23 protein-coding genes are annotated in these 25,382 nt (G+C 61.7%); 14 read left to right on the top strand and 9 right to left on the bottom strand.

All coding sequences use genetic code 11. The annotated features are described in order from the left end of the window. Nucleotides 1–534: L-threonylcarbamoyladenylate synthase (locus tag ACK1VC_RS03015; protein WP_449117845.1), on the bottom strand; the 534-nt coding region annotated here is incomplete at its 3' end. Between the two features lie 42 nt (nt 535–576). After that, a complete protein-coding gene (gene dprA, locus ACK1VC_RS03020) occupies nt 577–1,674 on the bottom strand; it encodes a DNA-processing protein DprA (RefSeq protein ID WP_191087126.1) in 1,098 nt (365 codons plus the stop codon). A 206-nt stretch (nt 1,675–1,880) separates the two neighbouring features. Between dprA and def the strand changes: the two genes are divergently transcribed. Genes def through ACK1VC_RS03045 form a run of 5 tightly spaced genes read left to right on the top strand, consistent with a single transcriptional unit; the run spans nt 1,881 to nt 6,404 of the window. Then, the gene (gene def, locus ACK1VC_RS03025; protein WP_012269876.1) at nt 1,881–2,387 is read left to right on the top strand and encodes a peptide deformylase; all 507 of its coding nucleotides are present in this window, start codon (nt 1,881–1,883) and stop codon (nt 2,385–2,387) included. A gap of 60 nt (nt 2,388–2,447) precedes the next feature. After that, nucleotides 2,448–3,380, top strand: a complete 933-nt coding sequence (fmt, locus tag ACK1VC_RS03030; protein ID WP_016489941.1) for a methionyl-tRNA formyltransferase — start codon at nt 2,448–2,450, stop codon at nt 3,378–3,380. Beyond that, nucleotides 3,377–4,687 (top strand): 16S rRNA (cytosine(967)-C(5))-methyltransferase RsmB, encoded by a 1,311-nt coding sequence (rsmB, locus tag ACK1VC_RS03035; RefSeq protein WP_096425423.1) that lies wholly within the window; start codon nt 3,377–3,379, stop codon nt 4,685–4,687. The genes fmt and rsmB overlap by 4 nt, the downstream gene beginning before the upstream one ends. A 23-nt stretch (nt 4,688–4,710) precedes the next feature. Next, the gene (gene trkA, locus ACK1VC_RS03040; protein ID WP_016489939.1) at nt 4,711–6,084 is read left to right on the top strand and encodes a Trk system potassium transporter TrkA; all 1,374 of its coding nucleotides are present in this window, start codon (nt 4,711–4,713) and stop codon (nt 6,082–6,084) included. Between the two features lie 11 nt (nt 6,085–6,095). Further along, on the top strand, nt 6,096–6,404 hold the full coding sequence (locus ACK1VC_RS03045) for a tetratricopeptide repeat protein (protein ID WP_023048056.1): 309 nt from the start codon (nt 6,096–6,098) through the stop codon (nt 6,402–6,404). 716 nt (nt 6,405–7,120) lie between these two features. Here ACK1VC_RS03045 and ACK1VC_RS03050 read toward each other — a convergent pair. Both ACK1VC_RS03050 and ACK1VC_RS03055 read right to left on the bottom strand, forming a co-directional pair. Then, nucleotides 7,121–8,008: a lysophospholipid acyltransferase gene (locus tag ACK1VC_RS03050; protein ID WP_191087125.1), complete on the bottom strand. Its 888-nt coding sequence runs from the start codon at nt 8,006–8,008 to the stop codon at nt 7,121–7,123. A 41-nt stretch (nt 8,009–8,049) separates the two neighbouring features. Beyond that, nucleotides 8,050–8,601, bottom strand: a complete 552-nt coding sequence (locus ACK1VC_RS03055; protein WP_095116340.1) for a DNA-3-methyladenine glycosylase I — start codon at nt 8,599–8,601, stop codon at nt 8,050–8,052. Between the two features lie 83 nt (nt 8,602–8,684). On the opposite strand from ACK1VC_RS03055, the gene glyQ reads away from it, so the two are divergent. The 4 genes from glyQ to ACK1VC_RS03075 are packed head-to-tail and all read left to right on the top strand — an operon-like array spanning nt 8,685 to nt 13,043. Beyond that, complete coding sequence (glyQ, locus tag ACK1VC_RS03060) at nt 8,685–9,632, top strand: glycine--tRNA ligase subunit alpha (protein ID WP_012269869.1); 948 nt, start codon at nt 8,685–8,687, stop codon at nt 9,630–9,632. Beyond that, the gene (glyS, locus tag ACK1VC_RS03065) at nt 9,629–11,680 is read left to right on the top strand and encodes a glycine--tRNA ligase subunit beta (RefSeq protein ID WP_023048058.1); all 2,052 of its coding nucleotides are present in this window, start codon (nt 9,629–9,631) and stop codon (nt 11,678–11,680) included. The genes glyQ and glyS overlap by 4 nt, the downstream gene beginning before the upstream one ends. 3 nt (nt 11,681–11,683) lie before the next feature. Then, on the top strand, nt 11,684–12,211 hold the full coding sequence (gene gmhB, locus ACK1VC_RS03070) for a D-glycero-beta-D-manno-heptose 1,7-bisphosphate 7-phosphatase (protein WP_191087124.1): 528 nt from the start codon (nt 11,684–11,686) through the stop codon (nt 12,209–12,211). A gap of 46 nt (nt 12,212–12,257) precedes the next feature. Beyond that, nucleotides 12,258–13,043, top strand: coding sequence for a lysophospholipid acyltransferase family protein (locus tag ACK1VC_RS03075; RefSeq protein ID WP_016489932.1), 786 nt, complete (start codon nt 12,258–12,260; stop codon nt 13,041–13,043). Between the two features lie 177 nt (nt 13,044–13,220). Here ACK1VC_RS03075 and ACK1VC_RS03080 read toward each other — a convergent pair whose 3' ends face one another. Together ACK1VC_RS03080 and ACK1VC_RS03085 are read right to left on the bottom strand one after the other, a co-directional pair. Then, entirely contained in the window at nt 13,221–14,840 is a 1,620-nt protein-coding gene (locus ACK1VC_RS03080; RefSeq protein ID WP_016489931.1) for an MFS transporter, read from the bottom strand. A 97-nt stretch (nt 14,841–14,937) separates the two neighbouring features. Then, nucleotides 14,938–16,584 carry a GMC family oxidoreductase gene (locus ACK1VC_RS03085; protein ID WP_191087123.1) on the bottom strand — a complete coding sequence of 549 codons (1,647 nt, stop codon included), beginning with the start codon at nt 16,582–16,584 and terminating at the stop codon, nt 14,938–14,940. Between the two features lie 238 nt (nt 16,585–16,822). Between ACK1VC_RS03085 and ACK1VC_RS03090 the strand changes: the two genes are divergently transcribed. Then, entirely contained in the window at nt 16,823–17,710 is an 888-nt protein-coding gene (locus ACK1VC_RS03090; RefSeq protein ID WP_060519805.1) for a LysR family transcriptional regulator, read from the top strand. Here the strand turns inward: ACK1VC_RS03090 and ACK1VC_RS03095 are convergent. From ACK1VC_RS03095 to ACK1VC_RS03105, 3 genes are read right to left on the bottom strand one after another with little or no spacing between them, the layout of a single operon-like run. Further along, nucleotides 17,699–18,517, bottom strand: coding sequence for a sulfite exporter TauE/SafE family protein (locus ACK1VC_RS03095; protein ID WP_016489928.1), 819 nt, complete (start codon nt 18,515–18,517; stop codon nt 17,699–17,701). The genes ACK1VC_RS03090 and ACK1VC_RS03095 overlap by 12 nt on opposite strands. After that, the gene (locus ACK1VC_RS03100) at nt 18,514–19,782 is read right to left on the bottom strand and encodes an NAD(P)/FAD-dependent oxidoreductase (protein WP_016489927.1); all 1,269 of its coding nucleotides are present in this window, start codon (nt 19,780–19,782) and stop codon (nt 18,514–18,516) included. The genes ACK1VC_RS03095 and ACK1VC_RS03100 overlap by 4 nt, the downstream gene beginning before the upstream one ends. 39 nt (nt 19,783–19,821) lie before the next feature. Beyond that, nucleotides 19,822–20,706, bottom strand: a complete 885-nt coding sequence (locus ACK1VC_RS03105; protein WP_191087122.1) for an MBL fold metallo-hydrolase — start codon at nt 20,704–20,706, stop codon at nt 19,822–19,824. A 221-nt stretch (nt 20,707–20,927) separates the two neighbouring features. On the opposite strand from ACK1VC_RS03105, the gene ACK1VC_RS03110 reads away from it, so the two are divergent. From ACK1VC_RS03110 to ACK1VC_RS03125, 4 genes are all read left to right on the top strand, one after another. Continuing rightward, on the top strand, nt 20,928–22,226 hold the full coding sequence (locus ACK1VC_RS03110) for a sigma-54 interaction domain-containing protein (protein WP_060519819.1): 1,299 nt from the start codon (nt 20,928–20,930) through the stop codon (nt 22,224–22,226). Nucleotides 22,227–22,355: 129 nt separating this feature from the next. Next, nucleotides 22,356–22,763, top strand: coding sequence for an RcnB family protein (locus ACK1VC_RS03115; RefSeq protein WP_016489924.1), 408 nt, complete (start codon nt 22,356–22,358; stop codon nt 22,761–22,763). A gap of 738 nt (nt 22,764–23,501) precedes the next feature. After that, nucleotides 23,502–23,903: a hypothetical protein gene (locus ACK1VC_RS03120; protein ID WP_012269857.1), complete on the top strand. Its 402-nt coding sequence runs from the start codon at nt 23,502–23,504 to the stop codon at nt 23,901–23,903. 81 nt (nt 23,904–23,984) lie between these two features. After that, the gene (locus ACK1VC_RS03125) at nt 23,985–25,382 is read left to right on the top strand and encodes a hypothetical protein (protein ID WP_449117846.1); all 1,398 of its coding nucleotides are present in this window, start codon (nt 23,985–23,987) and stop codon (nt 25,380–25,382) included.

A 25,382-nucleotide genomic window follows, 5' to 3' on the forward strand; every position in this document is an offset into this window, starting at 1 on the left:
GGTTGCCAGGTTGCGAATCACACTCGGGTTCTTCCGCCCCCCCAGCGCCCCGCCAAGCACCAGGTCCAACTGCCCATGGAAATACTGCTCCACCCGCAACCGGGTCTTCGCCGCCGGGCGACCGCCGGGGTTGCACGAGGTGGAAATCAGTGGCCCCACCAGTGCGCACAGTTCACGCACCACCGGGTGGTCACTGACGCGCAGCGCCACCGTGTCATGCTGCCCGGTCACCCACTCGGGCAGCAGGTCCTGGTGCGGCACCAGCCAGGTATTCGGCCCCGGCCAGGTGCTGCCCATGCGGTCGATCCAGTCTTCGGGAAAGTCCTCGAACAAAAAGTCGAACTGGCGGATGTTGTCAGCGATCAGAATCAACCCTTTATCCACAGGCCGCGATTTCAGCGCCAGCAGGCGATACACCGCGTCCTCGTTCCACGGGTCGCAGCCCAGGCCCCAGACCGCTTCCGTCGGGTAGGCGATAACTGCGCCCGCCCGGATCTCACGTGCGGCTTGTTGCACACGAAAACTGCTCACCATTGCTGCTTCTCCGCCTGAATACCTTGCTTATGCGCAGTGTACTTAGCCCGCGCGGGCAAACCAACGCCCTGCTTCATTGCTGACCCGGCCTTCCAGCTCCAGCTCGGTCAGCTGCGCCAACACTTCGGCCAGCGGCAGCTCGCTGCAGTGTGCGAGGCTTTCGCTGGTTTGAGGCGCTGCATGCAGCAGGGCAAGCAGGGGATGGTCGAACCTGTCCACAACTGCAGGCGGCAGGTTCTGCCAACCCTTCAGGCTTTCCAGGATCTGCTCCACACTTTCCACCAGCAGCGCCCCATCACGGATCAGCTGGTGACAGCCCTTGGCCCCCGGGTGGTGAATGGAACCCGGAATGGCATACACCTCGCGGCCTTGCTCGGCCGCCAGGCGCGCCGTGATGAGCGAGCCACTGGCCAAGCTGGCCTCGACCACCAGCACGCCCAGCGACAAGCCGCTGATGATGCGGTTGCGCCGTGGGAAGTTGCCGGGCAGTGGCCCGGCATCCAGCGGATACTCGGAAACCAGCGCACTGCCGTTGTCGATCATCGCCTGCGCAAGCTCTTGATGGCGCTGTGGATAAAGTTTTTGCAGCCCCGTGCCGAGCACGGCAATCGTGCACCCACCAGCCTGCAACGCAGCCCGATGAGCGGCACCGTCGACGCCTACCGCCAGCCCGCTGGTAATGGTGAAACCTGCCTGCGCAAGGTAGCGGGAAAATGCCCGGGCTGTGTCGAGCGCCGGGGGTGTGGCACGTCTGCTGCCCACGATGGCCAACTGAGGGTGGTCGAGCAAGGCCGGGGCGCCAGCAACAAAAAGCAGCGGCGGGGCATCGTCGATTTCTGCCAGCAAGGCTGGGTAGCCAGGGCCGTCCCACATCAGCAAATGCTGGCCGGGGCGCTCTAACCAGGCCATTGCGGCCAGCGCGCCATCGCGGACCTCGGCACTGCGCCGGGCATCGATGGTGGCTTGGGGGATGCCCAACGCTCGCCAGGCCGAACCGGGAGCGCTAAGCGCGCTAGAGGCGCTGCCGAACGCATCCAGCAAGGTGCGAAAACGTCGCAGTCCTGTCTCGGGCAGGCGATGCAGGCGTAATCGCGCCTCCAGTTCGGCAGGCGGGCAGAGCGACGAATGGTAACTGGGCATGGGGATCGTCCTTGATCGAAACAGGGCCATCTACGTGGCACAACCTGTGGATAACTCTGTGAGTAACACTTTGAAAACCTGTCCATTGGCTGGGGGCTATCAAGCCCATAGACACCCTAGACGAGCTTGCCAGGTGCCGAAATCCCCGTTTCCCTTTATTATGTGTGCTCAGTTTTCAACCGAACGCACAGTGACTGCCTGACCTTATGGCCATCTTGAACATTCTCGAATTCCCGGACCCGCGCCTGCGCACTATCGCCAAACCGGTGACGGAGTTCGACGACGCCCTGCGTCAGCTGATCGACGACATGTTTGAAACCATGTACGAAGCCCCTGGTATCGGCCTGGCCGCCACCCAGGTCAACGTGCACCTGCAGGTCGTGGTCATGGACCTCAGCGAAGACCGCAGCGAGCCGCGCGTCTTTATCAACCCCACGGTCGAAGAGCTGACCCACGACATGGGCCAGTACCAGGAAGGCTGCCTGTCGGTGCCTGGCTTCTATGAGAACGTCGACCGCCCGCTGCGTGTACGGGTCAAGGCCCAGGACCGCGACGGCAAGCCGTTCGAGCTGGAATGCGAAGGCCTGCTGGCGGTGTGCGTGCAGCACGAATTCGATCACCTCAACGGCAAGCTGTTCGTTGACTACCTGTCGCAGCTCAAACGCGACCGGATCAAGAAGAAGCTGGAAAAGCAGCACCGCCAGCAAGCCTGATCCCCCCCTTCCTGAAGGCTTGCTCCGGCAAGCCTTTTTCTATTTTGAAGCGAGAACTCCATGCGCATCGTCTTTGCAGGCACTCCAGAGTTTGCCGCCGAACACCTCAAGGCCCTGCTCGACAGCCCGTACGAGATCGTGGCCGTCTACACCCAGCCCGACCGCCCGGCCGGTCGTGGCCAGAAGCTGATGCCAAGTGCGGTCAAGGCACTGGCCGTCGCCCATGACATCCCGGTGTTCCAGCCGCAGACCCTGCGCAACGCCGATGCCCAGGCCGAACTGGCCGCGCTGCAGCCGGACCTGATGGTGGTGGTCGCCTACGGCCTGATCCTGCCGCAGGCAGTGCTGGATATCCCGCGCCTGGGCTGCATCAACAGCCACGCCTCCCTGCTGCCACGCTGGCGCGGTGCGGCGCCGATCCAGCGCGCCGTGGAAGCCGGCGACGCCGAGAGCGGGGTAACCGTGATGCGCATGGAAGCTGGCCTGGACACCGGCCCAATGCTGCTCAAGGTGGTCACCCCGATCAGCGCCGACGACACCGGCGGCACCTTGCATGATCGCTTGGCCGAAATGGGCCCGCCCGCAGTCGTTCAGGCCATCGCTGGCCTCGCCGACGGTTCGCTGCAAGCTGAAACGCAAGACGATGCCCTGGCCACCTACGCCCACAAGCTGAACAAGGACGAGGCGCGCATTGACTGGACCCGCCCGGCCGTCGAGCTGGAGCGCCTGATCCGCGCCTTCAACCCGTGGCCGGTGTGCCACAGCACCCTCGATGGCGAAAGCGTGAAGGTGCTGGCCGCCAACTTGTCCACAGGCAAGGGCGCCCCGGGCGAAATCCTGTCCGCCAGCAAGGACGGCCTGGTCGTTGCGTGCGGCGACCAGGCGCTGAGCCTGACCCGCCTGCAATTGCCCGGCGGCAAGGCGCTGAACTTCAGCGACCTGTTCAACAGCCGCCGCGAGAAGTTCGCCGCTGGCAAGGTGCTGGGCCAATGAACCCACGTCTCGCCGCCGCCCGTGCCCTTGCCGCTGTACTCAGTGGCAAGGCCTCGCTGAACAGCTCGCTGCCAGCACAACTGGACAAGGTCGATGAACGCGACCGTGGCCTGACCCAGGACTTGGCGTTCGGCACCGCACGTTGGCAGCCACGCCTCGACCTGCTGGCCGCGCAACTGCTGCAAAAGCCTTTCAAGGCCGCCGACGCCGATGTGCAGGCGCTGCTGCTGGTCGGCCTTTACCAGTTGTTCTACACCCGCATTCCGGCCCACGCCGCCATCGGCGAAACCGTGGGCTGTGCCGACAAGCTGAAAAAGCCGTGGGCCAAGGGCCTGCTCAATGCCGTGCTGCGCCGCGCCCAGCGCGAAGGCGAAGCACTGCTCGCCGGCATGGAGCGCGACCCAGTGGTACGCACCGCCCACCCGCGCTGGCTGCAGAAGGCGCTGAAAGCCTTCTGGCCGGAGCAGTGGGAAGCCATTTGCGCCGCCAACAACGCCCACCCGCCGATGATTCTGCGGGTCAACCGCCGTCACCACAGCCGCGATGCGTACCTTGCACTGCTGGCCGACGCGGGCATTGACGCCAGCGCCTGCCAGTACAGCCGTGACGGCATCGTGCTGGCCGAGGCCTGCGACGTGCGCGGCCTGCCCGGCTTCGCCGAAGGCTGGGTGAGCGTGCAGGACGAAGCCGCGCAGCTGTCTGCCGACTTGCTCGAACTGGCCCCCGGCCAGCGCGTACTGGACGCCTGCTGCGCCCCAGGGGGCAAAACCTGCCACTTGCTGGAGGCCGAAGCCGGCCTGGCGCAGATGGTGGCCATCGACCTTGAAGCCAAGCGCCTGACCCGCGTGCGCGAGAACCTCGACCGCCTGCAACTGGACGCCGAGCTGATCGCCTGCGATGCCCGCGACACCGCCAGCTGGTGGGACGGCAAGCCGTTCCAGCGCATCCTGCTCGACGCGCCGTGTTCGGCCACCGGCGTAATCCGCCGTCACCCGGACATCAAGCTGACCCGCCAGGCCGACGACATCCCGGCCCTGGCAACACTGCAAGGCGAGCTTCTCGACGCCCTGTGGCCGACCCTGGAAGTAGGCGGCATGCTGCTGTACGCCACCTGCTCCAGCCTGCCGACCGAGAATACCGAAGTGATCGGCGCCTTCCTGGCCCGCACCCCGGGCGCCCGTGAACTGGACCTGGCCACCGAGGCCGGCCTGCGCCAGCCCCACGGCCGCCAGTTGCTGGCCCAGGAGGGCGGCCACGACGGCTTCTACTATGCCAAGCTGATCAAGATCGCCGCCTCACGCGGATAAGACCAAACGGTAGGGAGTAGCGGATGAAGATCATCATCCTCGGCGCAGGGCAGGTAGGCGGTACGCTGGCAGAGCACCTGGCCAGCGAAGCCAACGACATCACCGTGGTCGACACCGATGGCGAGCGCTTGCGCGACCTCGGTGACCGCCTGGACATCCGTACCGTGCAGGGCCGCGGTTCGCTGCCGACGGTGCTGCGCCAGGCCGGTGCCGACGACGCCGACATGCTGGTGGCAGTGACCAACAGCGACGAAACCAACATGGTCGCCTGTCAGGTGGCCTATTCGCTGTTCCACACCCCGACCAAGATCGCCCGGGTGCGTGAATCGTCCTACCTGACACGCGAAGAGTTGTTCGACAACGACCATATCCCGGTCGACGTGCTGATCAGCCCCGAGCAGGTGGTGACCAACTACATCAAGCGCCTGATCGAACACCCAGGCTCACTGCAGGTGATCGACTTCGCCGAAGGCAAGGCCCAGCTTGTGGCGGTGAAGGCTTACTACGGCGGCCCACTGGTCGGCCAGCAGTTGCGCCAGATCCGCGCGCACATGCCCAACGTCGACACCCGCGTGGCGGCGATCTTCCGCCGCGACCGGCCAATCACCCCACGTGGCGACACGGTGATCGAAGCTGACGACGAAGTGTTCTTCATCGCCGCCAAGAAGGACATCCGCGCCGTGATGGGCGAGCTGCGCCGCATCGACGAAACCAATAAACGCATTGTGATCGCCGGCGGTGGGCAGATCGGCGAGCGCCTGGCCGAAGCCATCGAGAGCCGCTACCAGGTGAAGATCATCGAGATGAACCCGGCCCGCTGCCGGCACCTCTCCGATACCCTGGAAAGCACTGTGGTGCTGCAGGGCAGCGCCTCGGACAAGGACTTGATGCTCGAAGAGAACATCGCCGACGCCGACATCTTCCTGGCCCTGACCAACGATGACGAAGCCAACATCATGTCGTCGCTGCTGGCCAAGCGCCTGGGCGCGGGCAAGGTAATGACCATCATCAACAACCCGGCCTATGTCGACCTGGTGCAGGGCGGTGATATCGACATTGCCATCAGCCCGCAGCTGGCCACCATCGGCACCCTGCTTGCGCACGTGCGCCGAGGCGACATTGTCAGCGTGCACTCGCTGCGCCGTGGTGCGGCCGAGGCCATCGAGGCGGTGGCGCACGGGGATTCGAAGTCGAGCAAGGTTGTGGGCAAGGCCATCGAAGACATCGCCCTGCCACCGGGTACCACCATCGGCGCCATCATCCGCGACGAAGAGGTGATGATCGCCCACGACGACACCGTGATCGCGTCGGGTGACCATGTGATCCTGTTCGTTGTGGATAAAAAACACATTCGGGATGTGGAGAAGCTGTTCCACGTTGGCTTGAGTTTCTTCTAGGAGCAGAGGGCATGCGCGAATCGCTGGAGAAGATGCTGGCCAAGGGTGTGGATAACCCATTGCTGCGGTTCGGGCTGGGGAAGGCCTGGCTGGATGAAGGCAATGGCGCTGAAGCGGCGGTGCACCTGGCACGGTGTGTGGAGCAGGATCCCAAGTACTCCGCAGCGTGGAAGTTACTGGGCAAAGCGCATCAGTTGCAGGGTGACCTGGCGGCAGCGCGCAGGGCCTGGGAAGACGGGATCGTGGCGGCGCAGGCCCATGGGGACAAGCAGGCCGAGAAGGAGATGGCCGTGTTCCTGAAGAAACTCAACAAGGCCTGAGATTGCCGGGGCTGCTTTGCAGCCCATTCGCGGGGCAAGCCCGCTCCCACAGAGATAGCGTGACCTTGTGGGCTGCGCTGAACATCGCGACACAGGGCCGCTCCTTCAGGTGGCCGCGATCCCATGTGGGAGCAGGCCGAGAAGGAGATGGCCATGTTCCTGAAGAAGCTCAACAAGGCCTGAGATTGCCGGGGCTGCTTTGCAGCCCATTCGCGGGGCAAGCCCGCTCCCACAGAGATAGCGTGACCTTGTGGGCTGCGCTGAACATCGCGACACAGGGCCGCTCCTTCAGGTGGCCGTGACCCCGTGTGAGAGCAGGTCGAGAAGGAGATGGCCGTGTTCCTGAAGAAACTCAACAAGGCCTGAGATTGCCGGGGCTGCTTTGCAGCCCATTCGCGGGGCAAGCCCGCTCCCACAGAGATAGCGTGACCTTGTGGGCTGCGCTGAACATCGCGACACAGGGCCGCTCCTTCAGGTGGCCGTGACCCCGTGTGAGAGCAGGCCGAGAAGGAGATGGCCGTGTTCCTGAAGAAACTCTACAAGGCCTGAGATTGCCGGGGCTGCTTTGCAGCCCATTCGCGGGGCAAGCCCGCTCCCACAGAGATAGCGTGGGCTGTGCTGAACATCGCGACACAAGCCCGCTCCTTCAGGTGACCGCGATCCCATGTGGGAGCGGGCTTGTCCCGCGAAAGGGGCGCAAAGCGCCCCCAGAAATCTCAGTACCAGCGCGGCTCGCCAGCCGGGCGCTTCTTGAAGCGCTTCATGCTCCACATGTACTGGCTGGGGTACTCGCGCACATAGCGCTCGACCACCTTGCTCATCGCCGCCGCCGATTCGGTCACGTCGGTGCTGTACATCGCCTCTGGCGCCGCCTCGAGGAACACCTTGAAGCCCGAGCCATCCGGCAGCCGCAGGGCATGCAGGAACACCCCCACAGCCTTGCCGCCGGCCAGCATGTTCGGCACGAATTTGCTGGTCAGCGCCTGGGTGCCCAGGAACGGCACGAACACCCCTGCCGATTCCGCCGGCTCGGGGTCGGCGGGGATGCCTACCTGGCCTCCACGGCGCACTTCCTTGATGATGCTGAGGATGCCTTCCTTGGTCGAAGGCGCCACGCGGTTGCCCATCTGCACACGCTGCTCGCGCAACAGGTCATCCACCGCTTTGAGCTTCGGCGGGCGATAGAAGATGATCGGTTTGCACTGGTTACAGTAAAAGTGGTTCAGCACTTCCCAGTTGCCCAGGTGGCTGGTGATCCCCACCACGCCCTTGCCCGAGGCCAGAGCCTGCTCAAGCACTTCCAGGCCGTGCACTTCCTTGACCAGCTCCAGCGAACGCTGCGGCGGCCAGATCCAGGCACAGGCACTTTCGACAAAGGATTTGCCAATATCCCGCAGCGCCTGGCCAACCAGCTGCTCACGGGCAACCGGGTCCATCTCCGGAAAACACTTGGCCAGGTTGATCCGCACCACGTTGCGCGAACCATTGGGCACTTTCCACATCAGCCAGCCGATACCCGCGCCGACGCGCTGTACAGCGCCCCAGGGCAGCTTGGCAAACAGGCGCAGCACCCCGACCATCAGGGCGCCCTTGAACTTTTCCACAGGCGAATTCCTTATTTCAGCAAGGCGCGCATTGTAACCCCTCAGCGCAACAAGGCGGCGTAGCGATCGCAATCGGTGGTGTGGTCCATGACCATGCCGGTGGCCTGCATGAAGGCGTAGCAGATGGTCGGGCCGACAAAGGTGAAGCCGGCTTTCTGCAGGGCCTTGCTCATGGCCTTGGCTTCGTCGGTAACAGCCGGCACGTCGCCGCGCCCGTTGAAGTGGTTGATCTTCGGCTCGCCGCCAACGAACGACCACAGCCATTCGGCCGGGTTATCCACAGCCCGCCAGGCCTGGGCATTGCGCCGCGCAGCCTTGAGCTTGAGGCGGTTGCGGATGATACCCGCATCCTGCATCAGTTCTTCGATGCGCTCGTCGCTCATGGCGGCCAGCTTTTCCGGGTCGAAGCCGTACATCACCTCGCGATAACGCTCGCGTTTGCGCAAAACGGTTATCCACGAAAGCCCGGCCTGGAACCCTTCGAGCAAAAGCATCTCGAAGAGCAACGCCGGGTCACGCTGTGGCGTTCCCCATTCCTGGTCATGGTAGGCCTGGTACAACGGATCGTCGGTACACCAAAAGCAGCGTGGCATAAGGCTCCAATGAGTAGAGGGCGAGGCGAATCAGGTTATACTCCCGCTCTTTACATCCGCATCCCCAGATACAGGTGAATTTCGTGAGCCAGCCTACGCCAGCCGTGCGTACCTTCCAAGACCTGATCCTCGCCCTGCAGAACTACTGGGCAGCTCAAGGTTGTGTGGTGCTTCAGCCCTACGATATGGAAGTAGGCGCCGGCACTTTCCATACCGCCACGTTCCTGCGCGCCGTCGGCCCAGAAACCTGGAACGCCGCCTACGTGCAGCCTAGCCGTCGCCCTGCCGACGGGCGGTATGGCGAAAACCCAAACCGCCTGCAGCACTACTACCAGTTCCAGGTCGTGCTCAAGCCCAACCCGGCCAACTTCCAGGAGCTGTACCTCGGCTCGCTGAAAGCCATCGGCCTGGATCCGCTGGTGCACGACATCCGCTTCGTCGAAGACAACTGGGAATCGCCGACCCTCGGCGCCTGGGGTCTGGGCTGGGAAATCTGGCTCAACGGGATGGAAGTCACCCAGTTCACCTACTTCCAGCAGGTAGGCGGTATCGAGTGCTACCCGGTCACCGGTGAAATCACCTACGGCCTGGAGCGCCTGGCCATGTACATCCAGGGCGTCGACTCGGTGTACGACCTGGTGTGGGCCGACGGCCCGTTTGGCAAAGTCACCTATGGCGACGTGTTCCACCAGAATGAGGTGGAGCAGTCGACCTACAACTTCGAGCACGCCAATGTCGACAAGCTGTTCGAACTGTTCGACTTCTACGAAAGCGAAGCCAACCGCCTGATCAAGCTGGATCTGCCGTTGCCGACCTATGAAATGGTCCTGAAGGCCTCGCACACCTTCAACCTGCTGGACGCCCGCCGCGCCATCTCGGTAACCGAGCGCCAGCGTTACATCTTGCGTGTACGTACCCTGGCCCGGGACGTGGCGCAAAGCTATCTGCAAGCCCGCGCACGCCTGGGCTTCCCGATGGCCACCCCTGAATTGCGTGACGAAGTGTTGGCTAAGCTGGAGGCTGCACAATGAGTGCTCAAGATTTCCTGGTAGAACTGGGCACCGAAGAGCTGCCACCCAAGGCCCTCGCCACCCTCGGCGACGCCTTCCTGGCCGGCATCGAGAAAGGCCTGCAGGCCGCTGGCCTGAACTACACCGGCAAGCAGGTGTACGCCGCGCCGCGCCGCCTGGCCGTGCTGATCCGCCAGCTGGACGTGCAGCAGCCTGACCGCAGCATCAATATCGACGGCCCGCCCCTGCAGGCTGCTTTCAAAGACGGCGAGCCGACCCAGGCTGCTCTTGGCTTTGCCAAGAAATGCGGTGTAGATCTGTCGGAAATCGACCAGAGCGGCGCCAAGCTGCGCTTCTCCCAGCATATCCCAGGCAAGGCCACCGCCGGCTTGCTGCCAACCATCGTCGAAGATTCGCTCAACGACCTGCCGATTCCCAAGCGCATGCGCTGGGCGGCCAGCCGTGAAGAGTTCGTACGCCCGACGCAATGGCTGGTGATGCTGCTGGGCGACCAGGTGGTCGACTGCACCATCCTGTCGCAGAAAGCCGGCCGTGAATCCCGTGGCCACCGCTTCCACCACCCGGAAAACGTCGTCATCACCACCCCGGCCAACTACGTCGAAGACCTGCGCAAAGCCTACGTGCTGGCCGACTTCGCCGAGCGCCGCGAGCTGATCAGCAAGCGTACCGCCGAGCTGGCCATGCAGCAGGAAGGCACCGCCATCGTGCCGCCTGCGCTGCTGGACGAAGTGACTGCCCTGGTCGAGTGGCCAGTGCCGCTGGTGTGCTCGTTCGAGGAGCGTTTCCTTGAAGTGCCACAGGAAGCCCTGATCACCACCATGCAGGACAACCAGAAGTACTTCTGCCTGCTGGACAGCGAAGGCAAGCTGCTGCCGCGCTTCATCACCGTGGCCAACGTCGAGAGCCGCGACCCGAAGCAGATCGTGCAAGGCAACGAGAAGGTCGTGCGCCCACGCCTGACCGACGCCGAGTTCTTCTTCAAGCAGGACAAGAAGCAGCCGCTGGAAACCTTCAACGAGCGCCTGAAAAACGTGGTGTTCCAGGCTCAGCTGGGCACTGTGTACGACAAGGCCGAGCGTGTTTCCAAACTGGCTGCGTTCATCGCCCCGCTGATCGGCGGCGACGCCCAGCGCGCCGGCCGTGCCGGCCTGCTCTCCAAGTGCGACCTGGCCACCGAGATGGTCGGCGAGTTCCCCGAAATGCAGGGTGTTGCCGGTTACTACTACGCGCTCAACGACGGTGAGCCGCAGGACGTCGCCCTGGCTTTGAACGAGCAGTACATGCCGCGCGGTGCTGGCGCCGAGCTGCCGCAGACCCTCACCGGTGCTGCCGTGGCCATCGCCGACAAACTCGACACCCTGGTTGGCATCTTCGGCATCGGCATGCTGCCTACCGGGAGCAAGGACCCGTACGCCCTGCGCCGTGCTGCCTTGGGCGTGCTGCGCATTCTGATCGAGAAGCAGCTCGACCTGAACCTGACCGGTGCGGTCGAGTTCGCAGTCAAGCAGTTCGGCGCCAAGGTCAAGGCCGCTGGCCTGGCCGAACAGGTACTGGAATTCATCTTCGACCGCCTGCGTGCGCGTTACGAAGACGAAGGCATCGACGTGGCCACCTACCTGTCGGTGCGTGCCCTGCAGCCAGGCTCGGCCCTGGACTTCGACCAGCGTGTGCAAGCTGTGCAGGCCTTCCGCAAGCTGCCGGAAGCCGAAGCCCTGGCCGCGGTGAACAAGCGTGTATCGAACTTGCTGAGCAAGGCCGAAGGCGCCATCGCCGAACAGGTCGAGCCAAAGTACTTCGACAACGCCAACGAGTTCTCCCTGTACTCGGCCATCCAGCAGGCCGACCAGGCCGTGCAGCCGATGGCTGCTGCACGCCAGTACAGTGAATCGCTGGCCCGCCTGGCGGCCCTGCGTGACCCGGTCGACGCCTTCTTCGAAGCGGTGATGGTCAACGCTGAAGATGCCAAGGTACGCGCCAACCGTTATGCCCTGCTCAGCCGCCTGCGCGGCCTGTTCCTGGGCGTGGCCGACATTTCGCTGCTGGGGTAAGCCTTGAAACTGCTGATTCTCGACCGTGACGGGGTCATCAACCATGACTCCGACGCCTACATCAAGACGCTGGAAGAATGGGTGCCGATCCCTGGCTCGGTCGAGGCCATCGCGCAGTTGAGCAAAGCGGGCTGGACGGTGGCCGTGGCCACCAACCAGTCCGGCATTGCCCGTGGCTATTACACACTGGCAACCCTGGAAGCCATGCACGCACGCCTGCGTGAGCTGGTGGCGGAGCAGGGGGGCAAGGTGGGCCATATCGTGTATTGCCCGCACGGGCCGGACGATGGCTGCGATTGCCGCAAGCCAAAGCCTGGCATGCTGGTGGCGATTGCCGAGCATTACCGGGTCGCCCTGCAAGGCGTCTTGTTCGTCGGCGACAGCAAAGGTGACCTGGAGGCCGCCCTGGCCGTCGGTGCACAACCCGTGTTGGTAAAAACTGGCAAGGGCGAGCGGACCCTGGAAAAAGGTGTCCCTGAAACTACACTGATTTTCGACGATCTGGCAGCTATCGCCAGAGAACTAATTTAAACAGTGCGCCTTCGGGCGCATTTTTCTCAGGCGGGCATGCCCCGCAATGGTACAAGCCACTATGTCGATCCTGCAGGCGATCAGAATCTTTCTTTTTTACCTGCTGCTGGGCACCAGTTCACTGCTGTGGTGCTCGCTGAGCTTCTTCATCGCGCCGTTCCTGTCGTTCCCCAAGCGCTACAGGTTCATCAACGTGTATTGGTGTCGCTGCGCGCTGTTCCTGGTGCGCACCATTCTCGGCATCGACTACAAGGTCACCGGCGCCGAAAACGTGCCGAAAGAGCCCTGTGTGATCCTGTCCAACCACCAAAGCACTTGGGAAACCTTCTTCCTTTCCCAGTACTTTTCGCCGCTGAGCCAAGTGCTCAAGCGCGAGCTGCTGTACGTGCCGTTTTTCGGCTGGGCCATGGCCATGCTGCGGCCGATCGCGATCAACCGCGACAACCCAAAGGAAGCGTTGCGCCAGGTGGCGAGCAAAGGCGACGAGCTGCTCAAGCAGAAGACTTGGGTGCTGATCTTCCCGGAAGGCACCCGCGTGCCCTTCGGCACCGTGGGCAAGTTCTCCCGCGGCGGTACTGCGCTGGCCGTGAATGCCGGGCTGCCGGTGCTGCCGATTGCCCACAATGCCGGCAAGTTCTGGCCGAAGACAGGTTGGGGCAAGCGTGCCGGTACCATCGAAGTGGTGATTGGCGAGCCGATGTACGCCAATGGCACCGGGCCACGTGCCATCGCCGAACTCAATGACCGCGCAGCGGCGTGGAACGAAGCGACTCAACGGGCCTTGGGTTCGCTGCCGCCAGCTGATGAAAAACCCCAACAGCAGATGGCCTGATCATCTGTGGATAACTTGTGAGCAGTTTTTCGATCAAATGCTTGAAATGATCGCTAAGTACTTGAATTAGAAGTTTATTTCTACTTATGAATTTTTTCTGAAAAGCGTGCATAAGTTTTTCCGCGGCATAAAAAAACCGGCTTTTACAGCCGGTTTTTTTATACCGGATGAACAGGGTCAGACCTTGTCGAGATCCACATCCTTGGTTTCTTTAAGGCAGAAAATCCCCACCACCAGGCTGATCCCGGTCACCAGCACCGGGTACCACAATCCGTAGAAGATATCCCCGGTATACACCACCAGCGCGAACGATACCGTTGGCAGGAAACCGCCGAACCAGCCATTACCAATATGGTAGGGCAGGGACATTGAGGTGTAGCGGATACGGGTCGGGAACAGCTCGACCATTACCGCTGCCAGCGGGCCATAGGTCATGGTCGCGATCAGGATCATCGCCACGATCAGCACCACCACCATTACCTGGTTGACCTGCCCTGGGTCGGCCTTGGCTGGGTAGCCCGCCTGCTCTACTGCGCTGCGCATGGCCGCTTCGTCGTAGCCATTGATGGTCTTTTCACCAATATTGACTACCACATCGCTGCCGGCCACGTTCACTGAGCTATACGGCAGGCCCTGCTTCACCAGGAATGTCTTGACCTTGTCGCACGGGCTGTCAAAACGAGCCTTGCCCACCGGGTCGAACTGGAAGGTGCAATTTTGTGGGTCGGCCGTAACCACGATAGGCGCCTGCCGGCTGGCTGCGTCGATCTGAGGGTTGGCGTAATGGCTTAGCGCCTTGAACAGCGGGAAGTACAGCACCGTGGCCAACAGCAGGCCGAGCATCAGGATCGGCTTGCGGCCAATACGGTCCGACAGCCAACCGAAAAACACGAAGAACGGCGCACCGATCACCACACTGATGATCAGCAGCGTGTTGGCCTGGGCAGGGTCCATCTTCAGCATTTGGGTCATGAAGAACAACACATAGAACTGCGCCGTATAGAAGGTCACGGCTTGCCCGGCGTTGATGCTGAACAAGGCGGTCAGCACCACTTTCAGGTTCGGCCAAGAGGTGAACGACTCACGAATAGGCGACTTGCTGACCTTGCCCTGGGCCTTCATTTTCACGAAGGCCGGCGACTCGTGCATGCTCATGCGGATCCAGGTGGAGATGGCCAGCAGCACGATCGACAACAGGAACGGCAGGCGCCAGCCCCAGGTTTCGAACTGGTCGCCACTGATGTAGCGGCTGCCCAGCACCACCAGCAGCGACAACAACAGGCCAAGGGTGGCCGTAGACTGGATGAAACCGGTGTAAAAGCCCCGTTTGCCATGGGGCGCATGCTCGGCCACATAGGTGGCAGCACCGCCGTACTCCCCCCCCAGCGCCAGCCCTTGGAGCATGCGCAGGATCACCAGGATGATCGGTGCGGCAATGCCGATACTGGCATAAGTGGGCAGCAACCCCACGGCGAAGGTGGACAAACCCATCAGCACGATGGTGACCAGGAAGGTGTACTTGCGCCCGATCATGTCGCCCAGGCGGCCGAACACCAATGCACCGAACGGCCGCACCAGAAAGCCGGCGGCGAAGGCCATGAGGGCGAAGATGAATGCGGTGGTGTCGTTCACCCCAGCAAAGAACTGCTTGCTGATGACCGCTGCCAGCGCACCATAGAGAAAAAAGTCATACCACTCGAAAACCGTCCCGAGGGATGACGCGAAAATGATCTTGCGTTCTTCACGGCGGCTGGAGCTGCTGGCCGCCGCACCCTGTTCCTGGATGTAATCCGACATCGTTGCTGTCCTCGGCCCGCAGGCCACAGTGATTATTCTTTTTGTTCCACTGTCGGCGGCTTCTGACCGCGAGCCACCGGTGTTGCACGCACCCGGGTCAGGGGGTCGGTATCGCGTCTTCGTTCATGTAGGTCTGGGTAGCAGCTCCTTTGAGGATCAGTTGCGCCGCCTTCTCGGCGATCATCAGGGTCGGTGAACAGGTATTACCGGAGGTGATCTGCGGCATGATCGAGGCATCGGCCACACGCAAACCGGGGATGCCGTGCACGCGCAACTGGTTATCCACAACGTCCAAGGCACCGCTGCCCATACGGCAGGTACCGACCGGGTGGAAGATGGTGGTGCCAATTTTGCCGGCTGCCTCAAACAGCTCTTGCTCGGTTTGCAGGGCTGGGCCTGGCAGGTATTCCTTGGGGTCGAACGCTGCAAGGGCAGGGGCCTGCACGATGCGCCGGGTGAGGCGGATGGCATCGGCGGCCACGCGCAGGTCCTGTGGCTCGCTGAGGTAGTTGGGGTTGATCAGCGGCGTGCTGTTCATGTCGGTGCTGCTGATATCGATACGCCCGCGGCTTACCGGGCGCAGGTTGCACACCGATGCGGTAAAGGCCGGGAACGAATGCAGCGGCTCACCGAAGCGCTCCAGTGAAAGCGGCTGAACGTGATACTGCAGGTTGGCGGTGGCCTGGTCCGGGCTCGAGCGCACGAACGCGCCCAGCTGGCTCGGCGCCATCGCCAGTGGGCCGCTGCGGTCATAAAGGTAGCGCAGGCCCATGCCCATCTTGCCCCAGAGGCTATTGGCCATCTGGTTCAAGGTGCGGGTATTGCGGATCTGGTAGATCAGGCGCAGTTGCAGGTGGTCCTGAAGGTTGCCCCCCACGCCCGGCATATCGTGGCGTACACCAATGCCCAGGCTTTCCAGCAGCTGGCGCGGGCCGATGCCGGAGCGTTGCAGAATACCGGGTGAACCAACAGCGCCGGCGCAGAGGATGATTTCGCGACGCGACGCAAACTCGTGCCAGGCGCCTTGCCAAAATGCTTTCACGGCCCGCGCCCGGGTGTTGTTGAGCAGTACCTGGTCAACCTGAACGCCGGTCAGCACAGTGAGGTTGGCGCGGTCCTTTATCGGCCTCAGGAAAGCTTTGGAGGCGTTCCAGCGTACGCCGCTGCGCTGGTTGACCTGAAAGTATCCACAGCCCTGGTTGTCACCGGTGTTGAAGTCGTCGACCTTGCCGATGCCGCTTTGCTCGGCGGCATCACGGAAAGCATCGAGGATCGGCCAGCTGTAGCGCTGGCGCTCGACCCGCCATTCGCCGTCACCGCCGTGGTGCTCACTGGCGCCGGCGAAGTGGTTTTCGCTGGCCTTGAACAGCGGCAGCACGTCCTTCCAGGCCCAGCCGTCATTGCCTTGCTCGGCCCAGCGGTCATAGTCCGCCGCCTGGCCACGCATGTAGATCATGCCGTTGATTGAAGAACAGCCACCGAGCACCTTGCCGCGTGGGTAGCCCAGTGCGCGCCCCCCCAGGCCTGGCTGCGCCTCGGTCTTGAAGCACCAGTCAGTGCGCGGGTTGCCGATGCAATAGAGATAGCCGACGGGGATGTGAATCCAGGGATAGTTGTCGCGGCCACCTGCTTCCAGCAGCAAAACGCGGCAGGATGGGTCGGCGGACAAACGGTTGGCCAGAAGGCAACCGGCGGGACCGGCCCCTACGACCACGTAGTCGAAGACAGAATCGGCTGATGGCATGTGCAACCTCGCGCCCGTTTTTTATTCTTGTCCCGATCCATCTTAGTGCGTAATTTCGTGAGTGAAACACGAGATTTCGCGCAGCCGTTGTGCGTTTTAGCACAGGGGTAAGCCTATACCGGCCTCTTCGCGGGTAAACCCGCTCCCACAGGTTCGACGCTGCTTCTGAAGGCGGCGCGTTCCCTGTGGGAGCGGGTTTACCCGCGAAAGGGCCGGACGAACAGCCACAAGGATCAGCATGTTCGACTGGAACGATCTGCGGTTTTTCCTCGAGTTGCAGCGCAGCGGCCGCCTGCTTACCGCCGCCAAGCGCCTCAACACAACCCACAGCACCGTGGCCCGGCATATCGAGAGCATCGAGCAAAGCCTGGGCACTGCGCTGTTTGTACAACATGCCCAGGGCTACGAGCTGACCCCCTCGGGCCAAGCCCTGCTCAAGCATGCCGAGGCCATGGAGAACGTCGCGCTGTTGGCGCAGGAAGAAATCACCCAGGCCATCACCCCGTTGGGCAAAATTCGCCTGGGGGTGACCGAAGGCATCGGCATCATGTTCTTCACCCCACGCATGAACGCGTTGTTCGAGCGCTACCCGGGCCTGGAGGTGGAACTGGTGGCGGTGCCGCGCTTTGTCAGCATCCTCAACCGCGAAGCGGAGATCAGCATTCACCTGGAACGCCCCAACGCCGACCTGCTGATAACCCGCAAGCTCACCGACTACCGCCTGGCGCTGTACGCCAGCCAGGACTACCTGGACCGGGCACCGCCGTTGCGCAACCGTGAGGACCTGGCCCGGCACAACTGGATCGGCTACGTCGACGACCTGCTGTTCAGCCAGGAACTGCTGTTTCTCAACAGTTTCTGCCGGGCACCGACCGTGGTGTTTCGCAGCACCAGCGTCATTGCCCAACAGGCTGCCGCCCGCGCCGGGCTGGGCATCGCCGTACTGCCCAACTACATGGCTCACGACGACCCGACGCTGGTGCGCGTACTGCCTGGCGAAACCATCCAGCGCAGCTACTGGATCTGCACCCGCCGCGAGCTGCACAAGTCAGTGCGCCTGCGGGTGGTGTGGGACTACCTGCTGGCGCTGTGCGCCGCAGAACAGGACGCGCTGCTAGCCCAATAGTGCCTTGCCAGCCAGCAGCAATGCCGCCGTCCAACCGGCCACCGCAAACATCTGCTGCAAACGCGGCCCGGCCAGCCTGGCCGCCAATGGCCGCGCCAGCAGCAGGCCGAGCACCGCGCCTGATGCAAACGGGGCTCCAACCTGCCAATGCATCACACCCGCCAGGCTGGCGCTGACCACACTGCCGGTGGACACCAGTGCGATCACCGCCAGCGAGGTGGACACGATGCTGGCCATGCGCAGGTTGGTATAGCGGTTCAGGGCCGGGATGATGACGAAACCACCGCCAACCCCCAGCAGACCAGACAGCAACCCAGACAAGGCACCGGTAAATGCCAGGGCACGCGCGCATGGCAGGGTCCAGCGCAAGCGACCTTGCAACGGGTTCAGCACACAGGGTTCGATATAGCGATGGGCGTCATTGGCTTCACCGCGCAGGTCTTTGGCCGCCTTGCGCCAGATACGCAGGCAGGCGTACACCAGCACCCCGGCAAACACCAACTGCAAAGGTGTATTCGGCAAGCGGTGCGCCAGCATCAGCCCGAACGGCGCCGCTGCTACGCCGATCAGTGCGATAAACAGCGCCGCCCGATAACGCACCAACCCCTGACGCAAACCCAGCACTGCGCCAACCGCCGCCGCCATGCCTACGGCCAACAGGCCGACCGGTGCAGCCTCGACCATCGACAGCCCCAGGCCGAACACCAGCAAGGGCACAGCAAGAATGCCACCGCCGGCGCCGGTCAACGCCAGCACCGCACCGATGATCGCGCCCAGGCCCGCCCCCAACAATTGATGTTCGATCACTGCCCACCCTCGGCTACCAACTGCGGGCGCGCCAGCCACTCGCGGCCCTTGAGCATGCCTTGCCAGTACAGCGGCGGCAGCGCCTGCGCCTTGAGCAACCAGGCCAGACGCGTCGGCTTGCGGCCATCCAGCAACCAACTGGGAAAGCTCGGTGCCAGTTTGCCGCCATAGGTGAACTCGGCCAAGACGATCTTCCCGCGCTCTACCGTCAGCGGGCACGAGCCATAGCCATCGTACTGGGCGAGGGTGGGCAGCCGGCCCAGTGCCACCAGCACGTTGTTGGCCACTACCGGCGCCTGCTTGCGGGCCGCTGCGGCGGTCTTGGCATTGCTGGTATTGGCCACGTCACCCAGGGCATGGATGTTGGTGTACTTGCGATGGCGCAGGGTATGCGGATCGACATCGACCCAGCCGGCGTTATCGGCCAACGGGCTTTCGCGAATAAAAGCCGGCGCCACCTGTGGCGGTACCACGTGGAGCATGTCGAACGCCTCGATGCGCGTTTCACTGCTGCCATCGGGCAGCGTGCGTACGAAGGTGGCGCGCTTGTTCGGACCGTCCACAGCGACCAACCTGTGGGAAAAATTGAGGTCCACAGCGTATTTTTCGATGTACTTCATCAACGCAGGCACGTAGTCCGCCACACCGAACAACACTGCCCCGGCATTGAAGAAGCTGGCTTTAACCGCCCCCAGATGGCCGTTGCGCAGCCAATGATCGCAAGACAGGTACAGCGCCTTCTGCGGTGCGCCCGCACATTTGATCGGCATGGGCGGCTGGCTGAATACGGCACGGCCTTGCTTGAGTTTCTGCACCAGCTCCCAAGTGTAGGGCGCCAGGTCGTAACGGTAATTGGAGGTGACCCCGTTGCGGCCCAAGGTTTCACAGAGCCCCTCAATTGCCGCCCAGTCCAGCGTGAGGCCAGGGCACACTATCAGCTGTTCATAGCTGATAGCACGACCGCCCTCGAGCATGACCAACTGGCCCAGAGGGTCGAAACCCTGCACCCGCGCCTTGACCCAGCGCACACCACGCGGGATGGTCGAAGCCATGGTGCGGGCGGTGCTCGGTGCCTTGAACACACCGGCCCCGACCATGGTCCAGCCGGGTTGGTAGTAATGCACATCGGCGGGGTCGATCAAGGCAACGTCCAGCGACGGGTCACGGCTGATCAGGCTGGAAGCGGTGGCGATACCAGCGGCACCGGCACCGACGATGACCACCTTGTGGTGGTCGGTATTGGCAGGGGACAACAAGGCAGGCATGGCGGTAAATCCTGGAAATCTGATTATGGGGCAGGGCGGTTACAGCTTGTTCAGCGGGATTTTCAGATAGCTCACGCCGTTCTCTTCCGGCGCGGGGAAGTGCCCGCTGCGCATGTTCACCTGCACCGAAGGCAGGATCAGCACGGGCATGTCGAGGGTCTTGTCACGGGCTTCGCGCATGGCGACGAAACTGTCCTCGTCGACACCCTGATGAATATGAATGTTGCTGGCGCGCTGCTCGGCCACGGTGGTGACGTACTGCATGTCGCGGCCATCTGGCAGGTAGTCGTGGCACATGAACAGCTGGGTATGGTCAGGGAAAGCCAGAAGACGACGGATCGAACGGTACAGGGTACGGGCATCGGCCCCAGGGAAATCGCAGCGGGCAGTACCGTAGTCGGGCATGAACAGGGTGTCACCGACGAACACTGCAATCTCGCCCGCATCTTCAATCATGAAACTCATGCACGCGGGGGTGTGCCCAGGTGTGTGAAGTGCCCGGGCGTGCAGGTTGCCGATGCGCAAGCCTTCCTCGTCTTCGAGCAGCACGTCGAACTGGCTGCCATCACGGGCGAAGCCAGGCTCTGCATTGAACAAGGCGCCGAATACTTTCTGTACCTGGGTGATGTGAGCGCCGATCGCGGTATGGCCACCCAGCTTTTCCTTCAGGTAGGCGGCCGCTGAAAGATGGTCGGCGTGTACATGAGTTTCCAGCACCCAGCGCACGCTGGCGTTCAGCTCGGTCACGCGCTCGATCAGGCGATCCGCCGAAGCGCTGCAGGTGCGCCCGGACTTGGGGTCGTAATCCAGCACACTGTCGATCAATGCACATTGCCGGGTTTCACGGTCCATGACCAGGTAGCTGATGGTCGAGGTCGCCTCGTCGTAAAAGGCGTCCACGTGAAGGTTGTTGCCGATGATCATCACGTTCTCCAATTTATCTGCCCCGCCTTGCAAGGCGTAGGCAGTGCCAGGAGGTGTATCAAGATGCATGCCAGGCCTTTTACCGCGCTTGCGCCAATGAAACCGGCCCGGTCAAGACGACTGGCAGCGATACTGGCAAGGCAGGTGGCAGTCGACTGTCAGCCAATGGCAGTGTTTGGCAGTCCTTGTTACGCTGCGCCGTTCATCCAAACGGTGCCGTCATGCCTGAAGCCCATCCCCTCATCCTAGCTCTGGTTTCCTACCTTGAGCACGATGCCCTGCCGGCCATCGTGCTGGATACCGACTACAACATCCTGGCCGCCAATGCCGCCTATCGCCGCCAGTTCGGCCAGCATGATCAGGCGCCGCTGGGTGAAAAATGCCATAAGGTCTCGCACCACTATGCCGTACCGTGCGACCAGGCCGGCGAGCATTGCCCAATGCGCAAGGCGTGGGACAGCAAGGTGCCCGAGCGAGTGCTGCATGTGCATCACACACCACGCGGCCCCGAGCATGTGGATGTCGAGCTGCGCCCGATTCTGGATGAGCAGGGCAGGGTGGTGGCGTTTGTCGAACGCCTGACCACCATCACTCTCGCGTCAGCGCAACCTCAGGAGCAGGGCCTGGTGGGCCGCGCACCAGCCTTCAAAGCTGCCTTGGCCAGCCTGCAACGTGCAGCGCCAGCGCAGATCCCGGTGCTGCTGCAGGGTGAGTCCGGTAGCGGTAAAGAGCTGTTCGCGCGTGCAGTGCACATGGGCAGCCCCCGAGCAAACGGCCCGTTGGTGGTAGTCGACTGCACCGGGTTGACCGAGTCGTTGTTCGAAAGCGAGTTGTTCGGTTATGAGAAAGGTGCGTTCACCGGTGCCCACCAGCGCAAGATCGGCCTGGCTGAGGCGGCACATGGCGGTACCCTGTTTCTCGACGAAATCGGCGAAGTACCGCTGGCGATGCAGGTAAAACTGCTACGCCTGATCGAGTCCGGCAGCTTCCGCCCGGTGGGTAGCCTGCGCACAGTGCATTCAGATTTTCGCTTGGTATCCGCTACCCATAAGCCGCTCAAGCAGATGGTTGCGCAGGGCTCCTTCCGTGAAGACCTGTACTACCGCATCAGCGGCTTTCCGATTCGCCTGCCGGCATTGCGCGAGCGGGTAGAAGACCTGCCGCTGCTCGCGCAAAGCCTGCTGCAGCGCATGGCCACGGCCGGTAAACCCACGCCCACGCTGAGTGACGATGCCTTGCAGCAACTTGGGTTGCATCCGTTCCCGGGCAATATCCGCGAGCTGCGCAACATCCTGGAGAGGGCGCGGCTGTTCGCCGATGACGGGCTGATCCGCCCTGAACACTTGCCGGAAGATATCGGGCCGGTGGCAGCGAACACGGCAGGTGGCCGTCGCACCCACCTGGGTGAGCTGGCGCAGGCGCTGGAAGAGTTCAAGGGCTCGCGTAGCGAACTGGCCAGCCACCTTGGCATGAGTGAACGTACACTGTATCGCCGCTTGAAGGCACTCGGACTGAACTGAATAGGCGGCAGACTTTACCGGACCTTTACCTGCGCCCTGACATTAAACGTAAAAAATCGTGGTCTGATCAGTTAACCGCATCTGGCAGTCAGCACTGGCCAGACGATAACAGGCAGAGGACCGCAGCAAATGAAGAAAACCCTAACCGTGATCTGCGCCGCGCTCATGCTCAGCGCACCGTTGGCCGGCTTCGCGCAGCCGGGCCCACCCGATCGACATGATGGCGGTCCATCGCACCAAGGCAACCCGCCGCATGGCCAGCCCAAGCAACAGGGCCGACATGACAATGGCCGCGGCCCTGCTTACCGTGACTCGAACTTCCGCCCACAGCCAGGTATGCCTGTACCGCACCAGCAATGGCAGCGTGGTCATGCAGTTGATCCACATTACCGTGGTGACCGTTACTGGGTGACCGACTGGAAAGCCCGCCACCTGTATGCGCCACCGCGTGACCACCGTTGGCTGTATGTAAACGGCGACTATGTGTTGATGTCGATCGCCAGTGGCAGGATCGTGAACATTCTTACCGGCTACTGATTTTTTGCAGGCACTAAAAAGCCCGCATCAGCGGGCTTTTTAGTGCCTGGCGAATTACACCTGATGTAGGTTCACAAAATAGGTGATAGGCCAGACCCCGTGAAATTGGAATCTTCGCCATTTTTTTTGTGAAATGAAGGGGTGCTTTTCACAGAAAAGCCGAGAAATCCCTACTCACCAATCACAAAAGTTGATTGGCCTGGAAAGGGCCGTTTACGACCGACGCGTGACTTTTCGGTAAGGGATGAGGAGTAGTCGCAGCGATCCTTTAGCTCCTAGTCTGGCGACCTTGGGTTCAGAATCCGACTGGCAATGCCCGCCGTCACTACTTCAGAGGAACCAGCTTCCTCTGCTGCCAAAATTGCGGGGGGCTCATGCTGGTACCCAGGCCCGACAAATGCGCAGTTGCAGCCCTCAATTGCAAGGCTATCCAAAGCGGCACGCGTGTCAATCAAGATCTGATGCATGACGATGGCCGGCCTCACGGAGGTGAAACCGGAGATTCAGATTGACTAAACCGACCCCGTAGACACCAACCTCCACGAAGGCCGCTATCGACCCAAAGCTGTCCTTCAAGAAAGGCAGCTAACGGCGAGAAGCGGTCATTTTGTATCTACAGGTTTCGGGGCGATTCACTCGTCTGATGCTCAGGAGCACCAGGATGGGCGTCAAGGAGGTGGTCATCTTGAGGTGGACTATGCTGACCAGTTGCTCTCAAATCTAATCGTGAGGTCCTCCATGGCAAACCCCAATCTGCTGGCTCTATTCAGAGATGAAGTCCTTCTGACCGGGCCTGAAAGCTCCCTTCCAAGCAACCTATCTCAGTTCTGGCTTGAGGAGCTCCAGAGTCATCTGGAGAGGTATTTCGACGGTTTGAACTCGGATTCAGATGCAGAAGAGAAGGATCTCGACATCTCTCTCCCACTCGCAGCGATCATCCACATCTTGTTCGCGAAGAATGGTGGGGAGGAGATATCCGAGAGCTCTGAAAAGCTGTACGAGTATTTCCAAGACTACCGGCTCGAACTGGCCCTTGAAGAGATCACGCGAAAGACTCATGTGGCTGCCGAGGCTGCAACCATTGAGACCATCTTCACCAACCGAGATGTCCTGGTGGAACAAGGCCCCCTTCTTCAATAGGTACCTCCACCGATGCCATCGCCGGCGGGCACGCTCCGAGGCATTGATGGAATGCATTTTGACGGCTGCCGAGATCAGCGAATGAAAGAAATTGCTGCGCCGATGTTCGATCTAATCGCTTTGTCGCTTCCACGAGGGTTGGGGTTTGGGGACAGCCCGCCAGTAGGGGCATGGCTTAGTGAGGACGGAATTTCTTGTGCCGCTCTAACCCGAAATATCAATTCCGGCAGCTTCGGAATTGTCACCTTGCGGCGTCGTGTCGATAGCGTGTGGGTGCTCCTCAGCCATGGTGAGTGCACCACTGGCGAGTCCGAAGCCCGCGCCTCAATCAGCCATTTTCTCTATACCCAAGCCCATCCGCTTCCACTCCCTTCAGGTGAACGACGACGTGCTCCTCTAAGCAGAATGGGTAAGCGCACACCAAGCGTGGTGTTCAAATCACTATTTGATCCAAGCCGCCGTATTGGGGCGTGGGCGCTGAATCAACTGTATCTCGCACTGCCATCCCCAGACAGAAATTGGGTTCCCGATTGCCAGACTGAGAATTTTCACACCCGCCTCTGGGAAGCCCACCTATTAGCGATTTTTCGTGAACAGGGACTCTTGGTCACCCAGCCTAAAGAATCACCCGATTTTCACATCGAGAATAGGCTGGGAGATGAGGCCTGGGTTGAAGCAGTGACAGCCAACCCGGAAGAGCGGTATGAGCATTTTGGCGCCTCGCCGGTCCCCCCACCCGCTGACCGACATGAGCGTTTCTTAGGAGCGGCTGCAGAAAGGTTTGCGAGGACCATCCAAAACAAATTGGACAAGCGTTACGAATCCCTACCGCACGTGGAGGGTAAGCCGCTCATTCTGGCCTTAGCCGATTTCCATGCGCCCAGTTCAATGCTGTGGAGCAGGGAGTCGCTCATCAGCTATCTCTATGGCTTTGCAGTTCACTCATCTGCGCATCGTGGTACGCACCTGATAACTGTGGAGGAAGAGACATCTCTGCTATCAGGGCGCCCCAACGGCCTATTTACGCTAATGGAAAATGCCCATCTTTCAGCGGTCATTTTCACCAATGCCTGCACAGTGCCAAAGCTCAGCCGAGTGCCGATCTCAGGTGGAGCTCATCTAGACGGGTACCGATACTTGCGGTTTGGTGAGTTTTTCGACCGTTCTCCGGGAGCATCACGAGGTATCCCATTTCTGTTGGATGTAGCGTCCAGCGACTACGGTCAGCTCTGGCCGCAATATGGCTACGAGCCGTGGTCTGCTGAAGTGGAGGTATTCCATAACCCTATGGCACTATACCCGGTGCCTAATGAGTTGATACCAGAAGTCACCCACTGGAGAGAAGTAAACGGAAGAGTCGAGTGCGAATCTTTCTTTGATGTATCCATACTCCGATCCAGAACACTCGTCCTCAGTGCAACCGCTAAGGTTCCGTCACTCGATGAGTTGCTGACAGCAGCCAGTCCTCCAGAGCTCTGA

This window comes from Pseudomonas sp. XP2 (assembly GCF_053557975.1).

Excerpts from the sequence above, each read along its gene's own strand:
- dprA (WP_191087126.1), bottom strand. The coding sequence starts at position 1,674 with ATGCCCAGTTACCATTCGTCGCTCTGCCCGCCTGCCGAACTGGAGGCG.
- def (WP_012269876.1), top strand. The coding sequence starts at position 1,881 with ATGGCCATCTTGAACATTCTCGAATTCCCGGACCCGCGCCTGCGCACT.
- fmt (WP_016489941.1), top strand. The coding sequence starts at position 2,448 with ATGCGCATCGTCTTTGCAGGCACTCCAGAGTTTGCCGCCGAACACCTC.
- rsmB (WP_096425423.1), top strand. The coding sequence starts at position 3,377 with ATGAACCCACGTCTCGCCGCCGCCCGTGCCCTTGCCGCTGTACTCAGT.
- trkA (WP_016489939.1), top strand. The coding sequence starts at position 4,711 with ATGAAGATCATCATCCTCGGCGCAGGGCAGGTAGGCGGTACGCTGGCA.
- ACK1VC_RS03045 (WP_023048056.1), top strand. The coding sequence starts at position 6,096 with ATGCGCGAATCGCTGGAGAAGATGCTGGCCAAGGGTGTGGATAACCCA.
- ACK1VC_RS03055 (WP_095116340.1), bottom strand. The coding sequence starts at position 8,601 with ATGCCACGCTGCTTTTGGTGTACCGACGATCCGTTGTACCAGGCCTAC.
- glyS (WP_023048058.1), top strand. The coding sequence starts at position 9,629 with ATGAGTGCTCAAGATTTCCTGGTAGAACTGGGCACCGAAGAGCTGCCA.
- ACK1VC_RS03075 (WP_016489932.1), top strand. The coding sequence starts at position 12,258 with ATGGTACAAGCCACTATGTCGATCCTGCAGGCGATCAGAATCTTTCTT.
- ACK1VC_RS03080 (WP_016489931.1), bottom strand. The coding sequence starts at position 14,840 with ATGTCGGATTACATCCAGGAACAGGGTGCGGCGGCCAGCAGCTCCAGC.
- ACK1VC_RS03085 (WP_191087123.1), bottom strand. The coding sequence starts at position 16,584 with ATGCCATCAGCCGATTCTGTCTTCGACTACGTGGTCGTAGGGGCCGGT.
- ACK1VC_RS03090 (WP_060519805.1), top strand. The coding sequence starts at position 16,823 with ATGTTCGACTGGAACGATCTGCGGTTTTTCCTCGAGTTGCAGCGCAGC.
- ACK1VC_RS03100 (WP_016489927.1), bottom strand. The coding sequence starts at position 19,782 with ATGCCTGCCTTGTTGTCCCCTGCCAATACCGACCACCACAAGGTGGTC.
- ACK1VC_RS03105 (WP_191087122.1), bottom strand. The coding sequence starts at position 20,706 with ATGATCATCGGCAACAACCTTCACGTGGACGCCTTTTACGACGAGGCG.
- ACK1VC_RS03110 (WP_060519819.1), top strand. The coding sequence starts at position 20,928 with ATGCCTGAAGCCCATCCCCTCATCCTAGCTCTGGTTTCCTACCTTGAG.
- ACK1VC_RS03115 (WP_016489924.1), top strand. The coding sequence starts at position 22,356 with ATGAAGAAAACCCTAACCGTGATCTGCGCCGCGCTCATGCTCAGCGCA.
- ACK1VC_RS03120 (WP_012269857.1), top strand. The coding sequence starts at position 23,502 with ATGGCAAACCCCAATCTGCTGGCTCTATTCAGAGATGAAGTCCTTCTG.
- ACK1VC_RS03125 (WP_449117846.1), top strand. The coding sequence starts at position 23,985 with ATGAAAGAAATTGCTGCGCCGATGTTCGATCTAATCGCTTTGTCGCTT.